This window comes from Caulobacter sp. GW822-FHT07D08, assembly GCF_058798735.1.
The window spans coordinates 60,417-75,761 of sequence record NZ_JBXAKU010000012.1 but is presented as its reverse complement, the minus strand read 5'-3'; the positions used below and the strand labels follow the sequence as shown (position 1 = coordinate 75,761).

The window sequence follows — 15,345 nt, the reverse complement described above, 5'->3', positions numbered from 1 at the left end:
TGCTGACGCAGGTCTGTCCGCCCCCAAGCGGGGCGGAGAGGAGGGCGCACCGCTCATTGGCAGAGGGTTCTTTCCTCCCCCTTTGGGGGAGGGGGACCGCCGAACGGCGGTGGAGGGGGTCAGCGCCGCCCCTCCGCGACGAACGCCCTGATCGCGTTGAGCGCGCTGTCCACGGAGTCCATCACCTCGTGCGCCGGAATCCGCAACGTTCTGACGCCCTGAACACGCAGCCATCGATCCCGCGCCACGTCGCGCTCCGGTCGGCTGTCGAGCGTGTGGTCGGAGCCATCCACCTCGACCGCCAGGCGTAGCGACGCGCAGTAGAAATCCAGCACGCAGCGCCCGAAGGGATGCTGCCGGCGGAACTTCAGGCCTTCGAGGCCGCCGCGTCTGAGGGCGGTCCAGAGCCGGGCTTCCGGTGGCGACATCTGGCGTCGCAGGCAGCGGGCGTGGGTCACGGTCTCGGGCTTGGTTTGCTCCATTCCTTGGATCTCCCGTGCTGTCCCCCTCCACCGGCGTTCGCCGGTCCCCCTCCCCCAAAGGGGGAGGAGAGGTTGTCCTGGCCGCCGAGAGTCACCCCACATTGTTCTCCATTTGTTCTCAACCTTTCGGGAGCGTCCATGGCCCTCTTCAAACCCCGCCCGCCTCGGGAGACCAAAGACTCCCGCGCCGCGCGCCTGATCGCCCTCACCACGGGCGGGCGGCCGCAGTGGACGCCGCGCGACTATGGCGCGCTCGCCAGCGAGGGCTTCGCCAAGAACCCTGTCGCCTATCGCTGTGTCCGGCTGATCGCCGAGGCCGCCGCGTCGACGCCGCTGGCGGTGTTCGCGGGCGGCCGGCGGGCCGACGATCATCCGCTGAAGCGGCTGCTGGACCGGCCCAATCCCGAGCAGGGCGGGCCCGACCTGATGGAGGCGTTCTTCGGCGGCCTGCAGGTGGCCGGCAACGCCTATCTGGAAGCGGCCGGCGACGCCGCTCCCACCGAGCTCTACGCCCTGCGGCCCGACCGGATGACCCTGGTCCCCGGACCGCGCGGCTGGCCGCTGGCCTATGACTACCAGGCCGCCGGCCGCACGGCGCGGATCGCCCGCGACGCCGACGGCTGGTTGCCGGTGCTGCACCTGAAGCTGTTCAACCCGACCAACGACCACTACGGCTTCTCGCCGCTGGAGGCCGCGGCCTTCGCGATCGACGTCCACAACGCCTCCAGCGCCTGGAACAAGGCCCTGCTGGACAACTCGGCCCGGCCGTCCGGGGCTCTGGTCTATTCGTCGAAGGACGCCGGCGACCGCCTGTCGGACGAGCAGTTCGACCGGCTGAAGACCGAGCTGGCCGCCGCCCATTCGGGCCAGGCCAACGCCGGCCGGCCGCTGCTGCTGGAAGGCGGCCTCGACTGGCGGGCCATGTCGCTGACCCCGGCCGAGATGGACTTCACCGAGGGCAAGCACGCCGCCGCCCGCGAGATCGCCCTGGCCTTCGGCGTGCCGCCGCAGCTCTTGGGCATCCCCGGCGACAACACCTACGCCAACTATCGCGAGGCCAACGCCGCCTTCTGGCGCGGCACGGTGGTCCCGCTGGCCGAGCGGGCGGCGCGGGCCCTGACCGGCTGGCTGGCCGCCAAGTTTCCGGGCGCCAGGATCGCGCCGGACCTCGACGCCGTCCCGGCCCTTTCGGCCGAGCGCGACGCCTTGTGGAGCCGGCTGCAGGCGGCCAGCTTCCTCACCGACGCCGAGCGCCGGCGGCTTGCTGGTCTAGGATTGGCGGGGCTGGAGCATTGAGCCCCGCCGAAGAAAACCCCATTGGCCGCTGGCGGCTGGACCGCCAGGTCTCGGCCGCCGTCCTGGTGGCCGTGGCGCTGCAGGCCGCCGCCGCCCTGCTGTGGGCCGGCAAGGCCTCGGCGCGGATCGACGACATGCAGCGCCGGCTGGAGGCGCAGGCCCCGGTCGCCGAACGCCTGGCTCGGCTGGAGGAACAGGCGACCGCGACCCGCCAGAGCCTCGCCCGCATCGAAGCCCGACTGGAGCGCGCTCCATGATCAAGAACCTGGACACTGAGCTGAAGATCGAAGGCCATGCCTCGCTGTTCTGGACCCGCGACCTCAACGACGACGTCACCGCCGCCGGGGCCTTCGCCGAGAGCCTGGCCGCCGGCGCGCCCGTGGCGATGCTGCACCAGCACGACGAGGCCGAGCCGGTCGGGGTCTGGGATGAGGTCGTGGAGGACGCCAGGGGCCTGTTCGTGCGGGGGCGGATCCTGCGGTCCACGCCCCGTGGCCGGCTCGTCGCCGCGCTGGTCGAGGCCGGGGCCCTGGACGGCCTCTCCATCGGCTTCCGGCAGGTCAAGGCCCGCACCCAGGGCCGCCTGCGCGTGCTGTCCCGCGTCGAGCTGTGGGAGGTGTCGATCGTGACCTTCCCGATGCTGCCCCAGGCGCGGCTGAGTTTGGCGCGGCTGCGAACGGTCTGAACCCTTCCCCCTCGATGGGGGAAGGGCAGGGATGGGGGTGATGCGGCGGGTCCGCTCGCGCTTCGCTCTCCATCCATCTCATCGGGCTGAACCGTCGGTTCACCCCCACCCCAACCCCTCCCCCATCGAGGGGGAGGGGCTTCTTTGGAGATCCCCATGAAGGAAACCAAACACGCGGCCTCGCCCGAGGCCCGCGCGGCGCTGGCTGACGTGCTCTCGGCGTTCGAGAGCTTCAAGGCCGCCAACGACCAGCGGCTGGCGGCCATCGAGACCAAGCGGGCCGATGTCCTGCTGGAGGAGAAGGTCGGCCGCATCGACGACGCCGTCGCCCGCGCCCAGGACCGTCTCGACCGGCTGATGAGCGACCTGCGCAGGCCTTCTCTTTCGGGTGATGCGCCGCTGGCGCATGTCGACGAACGCAAGGCCGCCTTCGACCGCTACGTGAAGACCGGCGAAACGCCCGCCGCGCTGCTCGAAGCCAAGGGGCTGTCGGAAGGAACCGCCACCGCCGGCGGCTATGTCGCCCCGCCGGAGCTGGAGCGGCTGATCCTGCGTCGCCTGGCGGCCACCTCGCCGATGCGCGAGATCTGCCAGGTCCGCACCATCGGCTCGGGCACGTTCCGCAAGCCGGTCAGCCCGACCGGCCTGGCCGCCGCCTGGGTGGCCGAGACCGCCGCGCGGCCCGAGACCACGGCCCCGACCTTGGACGTCATCGACTTCCCGGCCGGCGAGCTCTACGCCAGCCCGGCCGCCACCCAGGCCCTGCTGGACGACGCCTATGTCAGCATCGACGAGTGGCTGGCGGAAGAAGTGCAGGACGCCTTCGCCGCCCAGGAGACCACGGCCTTCGTGACCGGCGACGGCGTCAACAAGCCCAAGGGCCTGCTGGCCTACACCGCCGCGCCGGACGCCAGCTACACCTGGGGTCAGGTCGGTTACCTGGCCACCGGCGTCGCCGGCGCCTGGCCGGCCAGCAACCCGACCGACAAGCTGATCGACCTGATCTACGCGGCCAAGACCCAGTACCGCCAGAACGGCCGCTTCGTGATGAACCGCCGCACGGTCAGCGCCGTGCGCAAGTTCAAGGACGCGCAAGGCAACTACATCTGGAACGCGGCTCTGCAGCCGGGCCAGTCGGCGTCCCTGCTGGGCTTCCCGGTCACCGAGATCGAGGCCATGCCCGACGCGGCGGCCAACACCTGCCCGATCGCGTTCGGCGACTTCGAGAAGGGCTACCTGATCGTCGATCGCGCCGGCGTGCGGGTGCTGCGCGACCCGTACTCGGCCAAGCCGCACGTGCTGTTCTACACCACCAAGCGCGTCGGCGGCGGCGTGCAGAACTTCGACGCCGTGAAGCTGCTGAAGTTCGCGGCGAGCTAATCAAACTTCGGCGCTTGCCCCCTCCACCGCCATTCGGCGGTCCCCCTCCCCCAGACGGGGGAGGAGAGATCCTCTCCGCCCCCGTCTGGGGGCGGACAGACCTGCGCAGCAGGTCAGGTGGGGGCAAGTGCTGACTCTCAAGGAACCGCCCCCATGCCCCAATCCCTCACCCTGGCCGAGGCCAGGGCGTTCCTGCGCGTGCCCGACGCGTCGGAGGACGCCGTCCTCACCCTGTTGATCGACGCCGCCGAGGCCCATGTCGCGGCCGCCGCGGGCGTCACGCTGACCCCGGCCAGCCCGGCGCCGCTGCGGCTGTCGGTGCTGACCCTGGTCGCCCACGCCTACGAGCATCGCGCGTCCCCGGGCGACACCGGCGAGCCGTCGCTGGCCCTCGCCCAGCCGTGGCTGACCCCTTACCGAAAGGCCCGACTGTGAGCGACAAGCCCCTGATCGACGCCGTCGTCGCCAGCCTGAAGGCCGCGCCCGCCGTCACCGCCGTGGCCGGCCAGCGGATCCACGCCAGCCCGCCGCGCCTGCCGACCTATCCGTGCGTCGTCGTCACCCGCGCCGAGGGGCGTCCGGTCGGCGAGAACGACGCGATCGAGCACCTGCTGACCCTGACCTGCGCCAGCCGCTTCGGCGGGCCGGAAGAGGCGCGGGCCCTGGTCGCGGCCGTGCGCCTGGCGCTGCACGACGCCCGGCCGACGCTCAGCGGCCGGCGGCTGGTCAATCTGCGCGTCCCCTATGCCGACGTCTTCGCTGGCGCCGACCGCGAAACCACTCTCGGGATCGTCCGCGTGCGGGCGGTGACCGAGCTTCTTTAAGACAAGGAGACGATCATGGCCGCCCAAGCCGGCAAGGACATCCTGCTGAAGATCAGCGACGGGGCGTCCAGCTTCGTCACCGTCGCGGGCCTGCGCGCCCGCACCATCAGTCTCAACGCCAAGACGATCGACGCGACGGACAGCGACAGCGCTGGCCGCTGGCGCGAGCTGCTGGCCGGGGCCGGCGTGCGCTCGGTGGCCGTCTCGGGCTCGGGCGTGTTCCGCGACGCCGCCTCCGACGCCCAGGTGCGGACGAGCTTTTTCGACCAGTCGGCGCGCGTGTGGCGCCTGGTGGTGCCGGACTTCGGCCAGCTGGAGGGGCCGTTCATCGTCGCGGCCCTGGAATACGCTGGCGAGCACGACGGCGAGGCGGCGTTCGCGCTCAGCCTGGCCAGCGCGGGCGCGGTGACGTTCACGGCGATCTGACTCGGCACAGGCCCCCACCTGACCTGCTGGCGCAGGTCTGTCCGCCCCCAAGCGGGGCGGAGAGCAGCGGCGCCGCTCCTGTTCTCTCCTCCCCCTCTTGGGGGAGGGGGACCGCCGAACGGCGGTGGAGGGGGACAGCACAGGAAGAAAAATGGAAATGCTCCCTCCCAACACCGCCCGCGGCGAGGTCGTGGTGACCCTGGCCGGCGCGCCGCGACGCCTGTGCCTGACGCTCGGCGCGCTGGCCCGCATCGAGGCGGCGCTCGGTCTCTCCGACTGGTCGCAGCTGCCGGACCGCATCGCCACGCTGAGCGCGGGCGACCTGGCCGCCGTGCTGGCGGCGCTGCTGGACGGCGGCGGCGAGCCCGCCGAGGTCGCCGCCCGCGCCACGGTCCCCGAAGCCGCCAGCGCCCTGGCCGCCGCCCTGGCCGCGTCCGCGTGAGCTGGGCGCAGCCGCTGCGACTGGCCGTCCGGCTGGGCGTCGCGCCCGAGGCGTTCTGGCGGCTGTCGCTGGTCGAGTGGCGGGCGCTGACAGAAGCACCGGCCTCGCCCGTCCTGACCCGTTCGGGCCTCACCGACCTGATCGCCCGCTATCCCGACGAGGAGACCCCATGAGCTTCGAATCCGATGGCCTCACCGCCGTTCCCGCCCGCGCCGCCGAGGCCGCCGCGTCGCTTGAAGCCCTGAAGGCGCCGGCCGAACGCGCGGCCCGCTCGATCGACGAGTCCTTCGCGCGGGCGGGGACGTCCCTGGCCCGGTCGCTGGCCCGCGCGGCGTCCGATGGTCAGGTGTCGCTGGCGGAACTGGCCCGCGCCGTGCTGGGCGCGGCCGGCGCGGCGTTGAAAGGCGGTGGGCTCGGCGAGGCGCTGACCAAGAGCTTCTCCGGAGCGCGCGCCGACGGCGGGCCGGTGCTGCCCGGCGGCAGCTATCTGGTTGGCGAGCGTGGGCCGGAGGTGTTCCGTCCGGCCTCCGCCGGGAGCATCGAACCGGCCGGCGGCGGCGGGATCTCGGTGACGGTCAATGTCCAGGGCGGGGAGGCGTCGGGGCTGATCCGCTCCGACGCCCAGATCGCCCAGGCCTTGGCCCGGGCGGTTAGTCTGGGGGCGAGGCGGCTTTAGATCGCCACCGCCGCGGCGTTGGTCGGGGCCGGGCCGTACTGGTTCTCGCGCGGCTGGCCGCTGCTGCAGCCGACCCACAGGGTGAAGGCCAGCCACACCGCGAAGGCGATGAAGCACGAGATGAAGAAGCCGCCCAGGGCCGTCAGGGCCGACAGTTCCGGCTCGCCGTTGGTGATGGCCGCGATGGCCGGCAGGACGCCGATCGACAGGGCCGAGCCCATGATCAGCACCGGGCCGAACACCCAGGGCAGGACCTGCCACCAGCCGGTCTGACCCATGTCGTGCAGGCGCTTGGTGTGGATGCAGACGCTGGAATAGATCGTGCCCAGCGCGATGATGTGGCCCACCAGCGGCAGCCAGCCCACGGCGATGTTCACGCCCAGCAGGACGAGCCAGCCGATCCAGAACGACTGCCGGCCGATGCGGCCCTCAGGCGACAGGAACAGGGTCTTCCAATCCATTTCAGTCTCCAATCTCGGACCCATACGTAGGGCTCGACGACCCGTCCTTGAAGTGAAAACCGGGTCATGACGCAGACTTAATCGCCCAGCGCCCGCGAACGAGGTCAGCCGGCGAGGCCGCCTGACCTCGTTCCAAAGCCAGAAAGAAGGGCTTTTCCGAAACGGAAAAACCCGAACGGCTCCGCTTGGCGCCGATTTTCCGCAAACCTTCTCACGAATTGAGGGATCGCCATGAGCGAGTTCCACGAGGCGCGCCTGCCCGCGCGCCTGGCGTTCGGTTGCACCGGCGGGATCGAGCGGCGCACCGAGGTCGTCGCCCTGGCGTCCGGCTTCGAGCGCCGGACCAGTCCGTGGGCGCGGGGCCGCCGCCGCTACCTGATCGCCACCGCCGCCCGGCCGCTGGACGAGATCGCCGAGCTGACCGCCTTCTTCGAGGCGCGGGGCGGGCGGCTGGCGGGCTTCCGCTTCCGCGACCCGGCCGACTTCAAGTCGTGCGCGCCCTCAGCCCAGCCGGCGGCGGGCGACCAGCCGATCGGCGTCGGCGACGGGACGCGCAAGGCGTTCCAGCTGACCAAGGCCTACGGGACGGCGTCGCGGACGATCGCCAAGCCGGTGGCCGGGACCGTCAAGGTCGCGGTGGCGGGCGTGGCCGCGCCCTTCACCGTCGACACGACGACAGGCCTGGTGACCCTGGCCACGGCCGCGGCCGTCGGGGCGGCGGTGACGGCCGGTTTCGAGTTCGACACGCCGGTGCGCTTCGATCTCGACCGGCTGGACGTGACCCTGGAGGGGTTCGCCGCCGGCCGGGTCACCGCCTGCGCCCTGGTCGAGGTGCGGGTCTGATGCGCGCCCTGCCCGAGGGCCTGGACGAGGCCCGCCTGTGCCGCGCTTGGATCGTCATCCGTCGCGACGGCGTGAGACTGGGCTTCACCGACCACGACCGCGACCTGGTGGTCGACGGCGTTCCCTGCCGGGCCAGCGGCGGCTGGAGCCCCGGGGCGCGCGACGCGGCCGCCGGCTATGCAGCCGGCCAGGGCGCGGCGCTGGGCGTGCTGGACGACGCCGGGATCACCGAGGCCGACCTGGCGGCGGGGCTCTATGACGGCGCGCGGGTCGCCGAACTGCGCGTCGACTGGAGCGCGCCCCACCGCGTCGTGCGCCTGTGGACGGCGACGATCACGGCGGTCAGCCGCGAGGGCGAGGCGTTCAAGGCGACCCTGGCCGGTCCGCTGGCCGAACTGGACCGGGTGGCGGGGCGGACCTTCACCCGGCTCTGCGACGCCCGGCTGGGCGATGCGCGCTGCGGGATCACCGCGCCGACGGGCGCGACCTGCGACAAGCGCTGGGCGACCTGTGTCGGGACGTTCGCCAACGGCGTCAATTTCCGAGGTTTCCCGACGGCGCCGGGCGAGGACTTCCTGACGCTGTACCCCGTCGAGGGCGAGCGGAACGATGGGGGACGGCGGTGAGTCAGCACTTCCCCCCACCTGACCTGCCGCGCAGGTCTGTCCGCCCCCAGGAGGGTGGCGGAGAGAGAACCACCGCCTCGGATTGTTCTCTCCTCCCCCGCTTGGGGGAGGGGGACCGCCGAACGGCGGTGGAGGGGGGCAGCGCCATCCTCGATCAAGCCCGCCTCTGGCTCGGCACCCCCTACCGCCACCAGGCCTCGACCCTGCACGCGGGCTGCGACTGCCTGGGCCTGGTCCGTGGCGTCTGGCGCGCGCTCCACGGCGCCGAGCCCGAACCGCCGCCGCCCTACCGCCCCGACTGGGCCGAGACCGGTGGCCGAGAACTGCTGCTCGAGGCCTTCGCCCGCTGGCTCATCCCCATCCACGCCCCGCAGCCCGGCGACGTCCTGGTCTTCCGAATGGCCCCCGGCGCGGTCGCCAAGCACTGCGCGATCCAGTCCGGTCCCGGCCGCATGATCCACGCCTACTGGGGCCGGGCCTGCGTCGAGAGCGCGCTTGGCCGCTGGTGGCGCGAGCGCCTGGCGGCCGCGTTCAGATTTCCCAACCCATAACACCAACCCGATCTCCCCGGCGAAGGCCGGGGCCCAGATTCAGCCTGAGCCTCGGATGTGGTCGCGCCGAACGACGGTGCGGAATCCCGAGCGTTCGTGGGTTCGATCTGGGTCCCGGCTTTCGTCGGGAAGAGCGGAAGAGGGGTAAGCTCAATGGCCCAAGTCATCCTCTCCAGCGTCGGCGCGGCGATCGGCGGGCCGATCGGAGCCGTGGCCGGCGCGGCGCTGGGCGCGATGGTCGACCAGGCGGCGATCAACGCGCTGAGCCCCACGCGTCAGGTCGGGCCGCGCATCCCCGAGCTGCGCCTGACCGGCGCGGCCGAGGGCGCGGCGCTGCCGTGCGTGTTCGGCCGCGCGCGGGTGGGCGGGCAGGTGATCTGGGCCGCCCGCTTCCGCGAGAAGCGGGTCGAGGGTCGAGTCGGCGGCTCCAAGGGGCAGAAGACGGCCAGTTACGCCTACAGCCTGTCCTTCGCTGTCGCCGTGGCCGAGGGGCCGATCGACGGCCTGGGCCGCGTCTGGGCCGACGGCAAGGTCATGGACATGACCGGCGTGACCATGCGCCTGCATCGCGGGACCGAGGATCAGGTACAAGACCCGCTGATCGCCGCCATCGAGAGTGCCGCGCCGGCCTATCGCGGTGTCGCCTATGTCGTGTTCGAGGACCTGCCGCTGGAGTCCTTCGGCAACCGTCCGCCGCAGCTGTCGTTCGAGGTGTTCCGCCGGCCGCGCGCCCCCGGAACTCTCGGGCTGGAAGAGCGGCTGAAGGGCGTCTGCCTGATCCCGGGCGCGGGCGAGTTCGTCTACGCCACCGAGGCTGTCTTGCGCCGCGAGGGCCTGACCCGCACGGCGTCCGAGAGCGTCCACAACGCCGAGGGGCGGCCGGATCTGATCGTGGCGCTGGATCAGCTGCAGGCCCAGCTGCCGGCCGTCGATCACGTGACCCTGGTCGTGGCCTGGTTCGGGACCGACCCGCGCTGCGGCCAGTGCGAGATCCGTCCCGGCGTCGAGCAGGCGGCCAAGGACACCCTGCCGATCACCTGGAGCGTGGCGGGCGTCGACCGCTCGGGCGCGCACCTGATCTCGCTGAAGGACGGCGCCCCGGCCTATGGCGGCACGCCGGCCGACGCGGTGGTGCTGCAGGCCATCGCCGAGCTGAAGCGGCGCGGGCTGAAGGTGACCCTCTATCCGTTCATCCTGATGGACACGCCGACCTATCCCTGGCGCGGCCGGATCACCTGTGAGGCGGGCGCGGACGGGACGGCGGCGGCGACCAGCCAGGTGAACGCCTTCTTCGATGGTGAGTGGGGCTTCCGGCGGATGGTGCTGCACCAGGCTTCGCTGGCCGCGCAAGCCGGCGGCGTCGACGGCTTCGTCCTCGGCTCGGAGCTGCGCGGCCTGACCACGGTGCGCGGCGCGGGCGGGACCTATCCGGCGGTCACGAAACTGAAGAGCCTGGCCGCCGAGGTCCGCGCCGTGGTCGGTCCCTCCACCAAGCTGGGCTACGCGGCCGACTGGAGCGAGTATTTCGGTCACCAGCCGGGCGGCGGTCACGCCGTCTTCCACCTCGATCCGTTGTGGGCCGATCCGAACATCGATTTCGTCGGCGTCGACTGGTACCCGCCGGTCACCGACTGGCGCGAGGGCGACACCCATCTCGACGCGGACGCCGGCTTCCTGGGCTCGCGCGACCCGGCCTATCTGCGGGCTGGGCTGACCGGCGGCGAGAGCTTCGACTGGTACTATGCCAGCCCGGCCGATCGCGACGCCCAGGTCCGCGCGCCGATCACCGACGGCGCCCATGGCGAGCCGTGGATCTGGCGCGCCAAGGACCTCAAGTCGTGGTGGAGCAACCCGCATCACGACCGACCGGGCGGCGTGCGCTCGGCCACGCCCACGGCCTGGGTCCCGATGTCCAAGCCGATCCGCCTGACCGAGTTCGGCTGTCCGGCCGTCGACAAGGGCGCCAACGCCCCGAACCTGTTCGTCGATCCCAAGAGCGCCGAGAGCGGCCTGCCGCCGTACTCGACCGGCGAGCGCGACGACTTTGGCCAGCGGCGCTATCTGGAAACGGTGTTGGCCTGGCTGGAGGAGCCGGCCGCCAATCCGGTCTCGCCGCTCTATGGCGGGCCGATGATCGAGAGCGCCAGCGCCTGGTGCTGGGACGCGCGGCCGTTCCCCGACTTCCCCGCGCGCACGGACGTCTGGAGCGACGGCGACAACTGGACCCTGGGCCACTGGCTGACCGGCCGGGCGGGCATCGCGCCGCTGCCCGAACTGATCGAGGCCCTGGGCGCGCGGGCCGGCGTGGCGATCGATCCGGGCGAGGCGGGCGGGAGCGTCGGCGGCTATGTCGTCGACCGGCCGATGCGGCTGCGCGACGCGCTGACGCCCCTGACCGAGGCCTTCGCCCTGGATCCGGTCGAGCGCGGCGATCACGTGAAGATGCTGGCCCGCGCGGGCCGCGCCGTCGGGGTGTTGGCGGAGGACGATCTGGCTCTGCCCGACGACGCGCCGCGCGAGACGCAGACCCGCGCGCTCGACCCGGCCGCCGAGGCCCTGCGCCTGCGGTTCCTGGACGCCGCCCGCGACTACCAGGTCGGAGCGCTGATCGTCCGCCGCGAGGCCGGGCAGGGGACCCGCGACGCCGACGCCCCGATCGTGCTGGCGGCTTCCGAGGCCGAGGCCGTCGCCCACCGGATGCTGGCGGCCGACGCGGCGGCGCGGCGTTCGCGGATCGTGCATCTGTCACCCTCGGCGGGCCTGCGCTTCGAGGCTGGCGACCGTCTCGCCTTGGAGGGCGCGACCTGGCGCATCCAGCGGCTGGATCTCGACGAGCGGCCGCGCGCCACCCTGGTTCCTACCGTGGCCGAGATCGGGGTGGGCGGCGGCGTCGACTGGACGCCGGCCCCGCCGCGCGATCCGCCGTCGCCGCCGGTGCTCCACGTGCTGGACCTGCCGGCCGACGGTGCTCTGACCGACGATCCGAGGCCGCTGGTCGCCGCCGCGAGCGAGCCGTGGCGGCCGCTGGAGGTCCATGCCGGCGCCGGGGTCGAGACCTTGAAGCTCCGCGCCCGCATCGCCAGCCCGGCCACCCTGGGCCAGACGCAGTCCGACCTGCCGCCGGCCTCGCCGCATCGCCTCGACCGCGCGGGCCGCCTGACCGTGCGGCTGGAAGGTCGGAGCCTGGCCTCCGCGTCGCTGGCCGCCGTGCTGGCCGGCGACAACGCCCTGGCCGTCCGCGCCCCGTCCGGCGACTGGGAGGTGATCGCCTTCCAGGCCGCAGAACTGGTCGCGCCGGACGTCTGGCGGCTCTCGGGCCTGCTGCGCGGCCAGCGCGACGGCGCGGCGAGCGAGGTCGTGATCCCCACGGGCGCCCCGGCCGTGCTGCTGGACGCGGCGGTGGTCCGGCTGGACGTCGCCGCCTTCGAGCGCGGGGCGCCGTTGGTCGTGCGCGCCGCGCCGGCGGGCGGCCCGCCCTCGGGGCCGGCGATGACGGAAGTGTCGACGACCTGGGGCGGTCGCGCCCTGCGTCCGCCGGCGCCGGCGCACCTGCGCAAGCGCTGGGTCGGCGGTGACCTGCAACTGGCCTGGATCCGCCGCGCCCGGCTCGGCGGCGACGTCTGGGAGGGCGAAGTCCCGTTGAGCGAGGGTGTCGAGCGCTATCGGGTGCGGGTGCTGGACGGCGCGGTCGTGCTGCGCGAGGCCGAGGTTCTGGCGCCGGCCTTCATCTACACCGCCGCCATGCGGACGGCCGACGGGCCCTCGGCGGACGGGCGGATCGAGGTCGCCCAAGGCTCGTCGCTTTACGGCTGGGGCGTCCCGGTGACGACACTTATGTGATAAATTAGCCACATGGGGCCTTGCGCGGCGCGCTGGACGTTCTAGATGGAGGGCGGTAACCCAACCTCCCCCGTTTCTTGGGCCCCCTTCTGCAGAGGACACTCCTTGGCGCGCGACCCCTATCAGGAACTCGGCGTTTCCCGCACCGCGACCGCGGACGAGATCCGCAAGGCGTTCCGCAAGCTCGCCAAGGCCCACCATCCGGACGCCAATCCGGGGGACAAGAAGGCTGAAGAGAAGTTCAAGACGGTGAGCGCCGCCTTCGACATCATCGGCGACGCCGAGAAGCGCAAGAAGTTCGACCTGGGCCAGATCGACGCCGACGGTCGCGAAACCGCGCGCGGCTTCGGCGGCCAGCCTGGCAACGGCCCCTTCAACGCCGGCGGCTTCGGTCGCGGCGGGTTCCACCGTGACGAGGGACCGGAGATCGATCTCTCGGACCTGTTCGGCGGCATGTTCGGTCAAGGCGGCGCCCAGGCCGGCGGACGCGGCCCGTTCGGCGGCGGAGCCAGCGGCGGCTTCTCGTCCAAGGGCGCGGACATCAAGGCGCGCCTCGACATCGACCTGGAAGACGCCATCAAGGGCGGCAAGAAGCGCGTGGCCTTCTCGGACGGCCGCACGATCGACGTCACCATCCCGACCGGCGCCCAGGAAGGCCAGACCCTGCGTCTGAAGGGCCAGGGCAGCCTCGGCCGCGGCGGCCAGGGCGACGCGCTGATCGAGCTCTCGATCAAGCCGCACCCGATCTTTCGCCGCGAGGGCGACGCCCTGGTCATGGACCTGCCGATCTCGATCCCCGACGCGGTGCTGGGCGGCAAGGTCGAGGCCCCGACTCCGGACGGCAATGTGATGCTGAACGTGCCCAAGGGCAGCAACAGCGGCCAGACGCTCCGCTTGAAGGGCAGGGGCATGCCCGACGCCAAGGGCAAGCGCGGCGACCTGCTGGCCAAGCTGGTGGTGACCCTGCCGGAGACGGTCGACCAGGACCTGGAGAAGTTCGCGGAGGCCTGGCGGGATCAGAAGCCCTACACGCCGAAACGCAAGTAACCCGGCCTCTGACGACCCGACGGCGGATCGTCCTGAGCGCCCGTCGATCGAGTTCTTGTTGAATCGAGCGAAGCTTCTCGCGATCCGTGTTAGAGTGACGCTTATTGATCGGCGGCTTCCCTGTTCCTGGCCGCCTGACCTCACCGACACTCTGCCCGGGTATGATTCTCGTTTCGCGAGTCTCCGGTTCTCAGAACGGCGAACCATGGTTGCGGCGATCCCGGACCTTCCCGACGTCACGCTGAGCCTGGCCTTGGCGCTCGTGAGCTCTTCCAGCACGCCTTTGCTGCTGCTGGACGGGGACCTTTCGGTGATCGCGGCCAGCCTGTCGTTCTGCGAGGCCTTCGAGATCGATCCTTCGAGCGTGGCCGGTCGCCCGCTGTTCGCGCTTGGCGACGGCGCGTGGGATGTGCCGCAACTGCGCGTCCTGCTCGGCGCCACGGCGCGGGGCGACGCCGACATCCAGGCCTATGAAATGGACCTCAAGAGCGCTGGCCGCGAAACGCGGCGCCTGGTCCTGAACGTCAAGAAGCTCGACTACGGGGACAGCGGCCACGTCCGGCTGGTCGTGGCGGCGCTCGATCTCACGGAGGCGCGGGCGGCCGAGAAGTTGCGGGATGACCTGCTGTACGAAAAGGATAGCCTGCTGCGCGAGAAGGGCATCCTCCTGCAGGAGGTCCAGCATCGCGTCGCCAACAGCCTTCAGATCATCGCCAGCGTGCTGCTGCAAAGCGCCCGCAAGGTGCAGTCGGAGGAAACCCGCGTCCATCTGGAGGACGCCCACAACCGGGTGATGTCCATCGCCTCGGTGCAGCAGCAACTGGCGGTCTCGAGGCTCGGCGACGTCGCGCTTCGCCCCTATCTCGAACAGCTCTGCCAAAGCCTGGGCGCGTCGATGATCCGCGACCGCGACCAGCTCTCGATCGAGGTGGACGCCGATGACAGCGCGACCAGCGCCGACATCTCGGTGAGTCTGGGCCTGATCGTCACCGAACTGGTGATCAATGCGCTCAAGCACGCCTTTCCGGGGCATCGCGAGGGCAAGATCGTGGTCGCCTATCGCGGCGCGCCGTCGAGCTGGTCTCTGACGGTCAGCGATAACGGCGTCGGGATGCCCAAGGACGCCGAGAGCGCCAAGGCCGGCCTCGGCACGAGCATCGTCCAGGCGCTGGCGGCGCAGTTGCAGGCCGAGTTGAAAGTCTCCGACGTCGGCCCGGGGACGAAGGTCGCGGTCGTTCACACCCGCTCCTCCGGCATCGCCGCCGCCGCCGCGTGACCGAGAGGGCCGGCCGCCTGTTCGCGACGTGACCGTTCGCGCCGGAACCTGGCCGTCCTGTTCGTTCCGGGCGTGTCCGGTCGTGACAGAACGTCGCGGCCCGTTCATAACCCGGACGTTCAGTCTCCATTCAGCCGCGATCCCTTAGACCGGAGAGCATGAAAACGATCCGCGCCATCATCGTCGCCGCCGCGCTGGCCGCCGCCCTTCCGGGCGCGGCGTGGGCGCAGCGTCATGACCGAGGCCCCGACTCGCTGGGCGCCGACTGGCGCGCGCAGTCGGACCAGGCCCGAGGCGGCGTGCAGTCGGGCCAGCTGGTGCCGCTGTCGCGGGTGATCGACATGATCGGCCGCCGCGTGCCCGGCCGTGTGCTGGACGCCGGCCTGGAAGGCTCGAACTATCGCGTGCGCTGGGCCGCCGCCGACGGCCGCCGCATCGACTTCATCGTCGACGCGCGGACCGGGCAGATCATCAGCGGCGGCTAAGGAGT

18 protein-coding genes and 1 pseudogene are annotated in these 15,345 nt (G+C 71.9%); 17 read left to right on the top strand and 2 right to left on the bottom strand.

Features of this window, described 5'->3' with window-relative positions:
- Nucleotides 1–119 precede the first annotated feature (119 nt).
- On the bottom strand, nt 120–482 hold the full coding sequence (locus AC1RJ9_RS20305) for an endonuclease domain-containing protein (protein ID WP_492839765.1): 363 nt from the start codon (nt 480–482) through the stop codon (nt 120–122).
- Here AC1RJ9_RS20305 and AC1RJ9_RS20300 point away from each other — a divergent pair.
- The 10 genes and pseudogenes from AC1RJ9_RS20300 to AC1RJ9_RS20255 all read left to right on the top strand — a co-directional run bounded on the left by AC1RJ9_RS20300 (nt 427) and on the right by AC1RJ9_RS20255 (nt 6,211).
- Nucleotides 427–1,778, top strand: a pseudogene (locus AC1RJ9_RS20300) (phage portal protein). The gene AC1RJ9_RS20305 and the pseudogene AC1RJ9_RS20300 overlap by 56 nt on opposite strands.
- Entirely contained in the window at nt 1,775–2,035 is a 261-nt protein-coding gene (locus AC1RJ9_RS20295; protein WP_492839764.1) for a hypothetical protein, read from the top strand. Before AC1RJ9_RS20300 ends, AC1RJ9_RS20295 begins: the two are co-directional and overlap by 4 nt.
- An 8-nt stretch (nt 2,036–2,043) precedes the next feature.
- Nucleotides 2,044–2,463, top strand: coding sequence for an HK97 family phage prohead protease (locus tag AC1RJ9_RS20290; RefSeq protein WP_492839823.1), 420 nt, complete (start codon nt 2,044–2,046; stop codon nt 2,461–2,463).
- 156 nt (nt 2,464–2,619) lie between these two features.
- Nucleotides 2,620–3,843: a phage major capsid protein gene (locus AC1RJ9_RS20285; RefSeq protein WP_492839763.1), complete on the top strand. Its 1,224-nt coding sequence runs from the start codon at nt 2,620–2,622 to the stop codon at nt 3,841–3,843.
- Between the two features lie 153 nt (nt 3,844–3,996).
- Entirely contained in the window at nt 3,997–4,278 is a 282-nt protein-coding gene (locus tag AC1RJ9_RS20280; protein WP_492839762.1) for a head-tail connector protein, read from the top strand.
- Nucleotides 4,275–4,667 (top strand): DUF3168 domain-containing protein, encoded by a 393-nt coding sequence (locus AC1RJ9_RS20275; RefSeq protein WP_492839761.1) that lies wholly within the window; start codon nt 4,275–4,277, stop codon nt 4,665–4,667. Before AC1RJ9_RS20280 ends, AC1RJ9_RS20275 begins: the two co-directional genes overlap by 4 nt.
- Nucleotides 4,668–4,682: 15 nt before the next feature.
- Nucleotides 4,683–5,093: a phage major tail protein, TP901-1 family gene (locus AC1RJ9_RS20270; protein ID WP_492839760.1), complete on the top strand. Its 411-nt coding sequence runs from the start codon at nt 4,683–4,685 to the stop codon at nt 5,091–5,093.
- A 157-nt stretch (nt 5,094–5,250) separates the two neighbouring features.
- Nucleotides 5,251–5,535, top strand: coding sequence for a GTA-gp10 family protein (locus AC1RJ9_RS20265; RefSeq protein WP_492839822.1), 285 nt, complete (start codon nt 5,251–5,253; stop codon nt 5,533–5,535).
- Nucleotides 5,532–5,708: a phage tail assembly chaperone gene (locus AC1RJ9_RS20260; protein ID WP_492839759.1), complete on the top strand. Its 177-nt coding sequence runs from the start codon at nt 5,532–5,534 to the stop codon at nt 5,706–5,708. Before AC1RJ9_RS20265 ends, AC1RJ9_RS20260 begins: the two co-directional genes overlap by 4 nt.
- Nucleotides 5,705–6,211, top strand: coding sequence for a phage tail tape measure protein (locus AC1RJ9_RS20255; RefSeq protein ID WP_492839758.1), 507 nt, complete (start codon nt 5,705–5,707; stop codon nt 6,209–6,211). The genes AC1RJ9_RS20260 and AC1RJ9_RS20255 overlap by 4 nt, the downstream gene beginning before the upstream one ends.
- Here the strand turns inward: AC1RJ9_RS20255 and AC1RJ9_RS20250 are convergent.
- Complete coding sequence (locus AC1RJ9_RS20250) at nt 6,208–6,672, bottom strand: DUF805 domain-containing protein (protein ID WP_492839757.1); 465 nt, start codon at nt 6,670–6,672, stop codon at nt 6,208–6,210. The genes AC1RJ9_RS20255 and AC1RJ9_RS20250 overlap by 4 nt on opposite strands.
- A 231-nt stretch (nt 6,673–6,903) precedes the next feature.
- On the opposite strand from AC1RJ9_RS20250, the gene AC1RJ9_RS20245 reads away from it, so the two are divergent.
- The 7 genes from AC1RJ9_RS20245 to AC1RJ9_RS20215 all read left to right on the top strand — a co-directional run bounded on the left by AC1RJ9_RS20245 (nt 6,904) and on the right by AC1RJ9_RS20215 (nt 15,340).
- The gene (locus AC1RJ9_RS20245) at nt 6,904–7,515 is read left to right on the top strand and encodes a phage distal tail protein, Rcc01695 family (protein ID WP_492839756.1); all 612 of its coding nucleotides are present in this window, start codon (nt 6,904–6,906) and stop codon (nt 7,513–7,515) included.
- Entirely contained in the window at nt 7,515–8,141 is a 627-nt protein-coding gene (locus AC1RJ9_RS20240; RefSeq protein WP_492839755.1) for a phage/gene transfer agent baseplate hub protein, read from the top strand. Before AC1RJ9_RS20245 ends, AC1RJ9_RS20240 begins: the two co-directional genes overlap by 1 nt.
- 101 nt (nt 8,142–8,242) lie before the next feature.
- Nucleotides 8,243–8,692 carry an NlpC/P60 family protein gene (locus tag AC1RJ9_RS20235; protein WP_492839754.1) on the top strand — a complete coding sequence of 150 codons (450 nt, stop codon included), beginning with the start codon at nt 8,243–8,245 and terminating at the stop codon, nt 8,690–8,692.
- A gap of 153 nt (nt 8,693–8,845) precedes the next feature.
- Nucleotides 8,846–12,532 (top strand): baseplate multidomain protein megatron, encoded by a 3,687-nt coding sequence (locus AC1RJ9_RS20230; RefSeq protein WP_492839753.1) that lies wholly within the window; start codon nt 8,846–8,848, stop codon nt 12,530–12,532.
- Nucleotides 12,533–12,637: 105 nt separating this feature from the next.
- The gene (locus AC1RJ9_RS20225) at nt 12,638–13,579 is read left to right on the top strand and encodes a DnaJ C-terminal domain-containing protein (protein ID WP_492839752.1); all 942 of its coding nucleotides are present in this window, start codon (nt 12,638–12,640) and stop codon (nt 13,577–13,579) included.
- Nucleotides 13,580–13,784: 205 nt separating this feature from the next.
- On the top strand, nt 13,785–14,855 hold the full coding sequence (locus AC1RJ9_RS20220) for a sensor histidine kinase (RefSeq protein ID WP_492839751.1): 1,071 nt from the start codon (nt 13,785–13,787) through the stop codon (nt 14,853–14,855).
- Between the two features lie 158 nt (nt 14,856–15,013).
- Nucleotides 15,014–15,340, top strand: coding sequence for a PepSY domain-containing protein (locus tag AC1RJ9_RS20215; RefSeq protein WP_492839750.1), 327 nt, complete (start codon nt 15,014–15,016; stop codon nt 15,338–15,340).
- The last annotated feature ends 5 nt before the right edge of the window (nt 15,341–15,345 follow it).